Below are 624 nucleotides of genomic sequence, written 5' to 3' on the forward strand. Positions count from 1 at the left end.
CTTGGTGAAAGGGTGGGGCACGAACTTCTCCCGGGTGAGTTCGGGCCTGTTGAGATACCCTCGGGCCAGTCCGTCCCCGGAGATGCAGATCTCCCCGGCAACCCCTTTGGGGAGTAACATATTAGAATCATTCAAAATGTGAATTTGAGTATTAGATATTGGACGACCAATCAACATTTTATCTTCACTTGATTGGACTTCATAAGTTGTACATCCAATTGTAGTCTCGGTTGGACCGTACTCATTGTGTATTTTGATAGATGGGTTTATTTTTTTTAATATAGTTATGTGGTCTTTTCGAAGTTCTTCACCTCCAACTATTACTAGTTCCGTGGCACTTGATTTTATACCCAAACTTCCCAATATACTAATGTGGCTAGGAGTTAGCTTTATACATGAAATATTACTATTAAAGTAATATAGCAGTAAGCTTGAGATATCATCAATGGAGTTTGTTATTTTCAAGCTACCACCACAGATGATAGGTAAAAATAAACTGGTCACCGTTAAATCGAACGATAAAGAAGTAAACAATCCAAAATCTATATTGTTTAACTCTATGCTTAAGTAATTATTTCTGGCCCAAATAAGATAATTGAACAAAGAATCATTCTCTATCATGAC

General features: G+C 37.3%; 1 protein-coding gene. It reads right to left on the bottom strand.

The window, feature by feature from the left end; genetic code table 11:
• On the bottom strand, positions 1–624 hold a 624-nt coding region (locus IV512_RS19670; protein WP_209406460.1), incomplete at both ends, for an AMP-binding protein.

The organism is Pseudozobellia sp. WGM2 (genome assembly GCF_017810075.1).
Classification (GTDB): Bacteria; Bacteroidota; Bacteroidia; order Flavobacteriales; family Flavobacteriaceae; genus JADNYK01.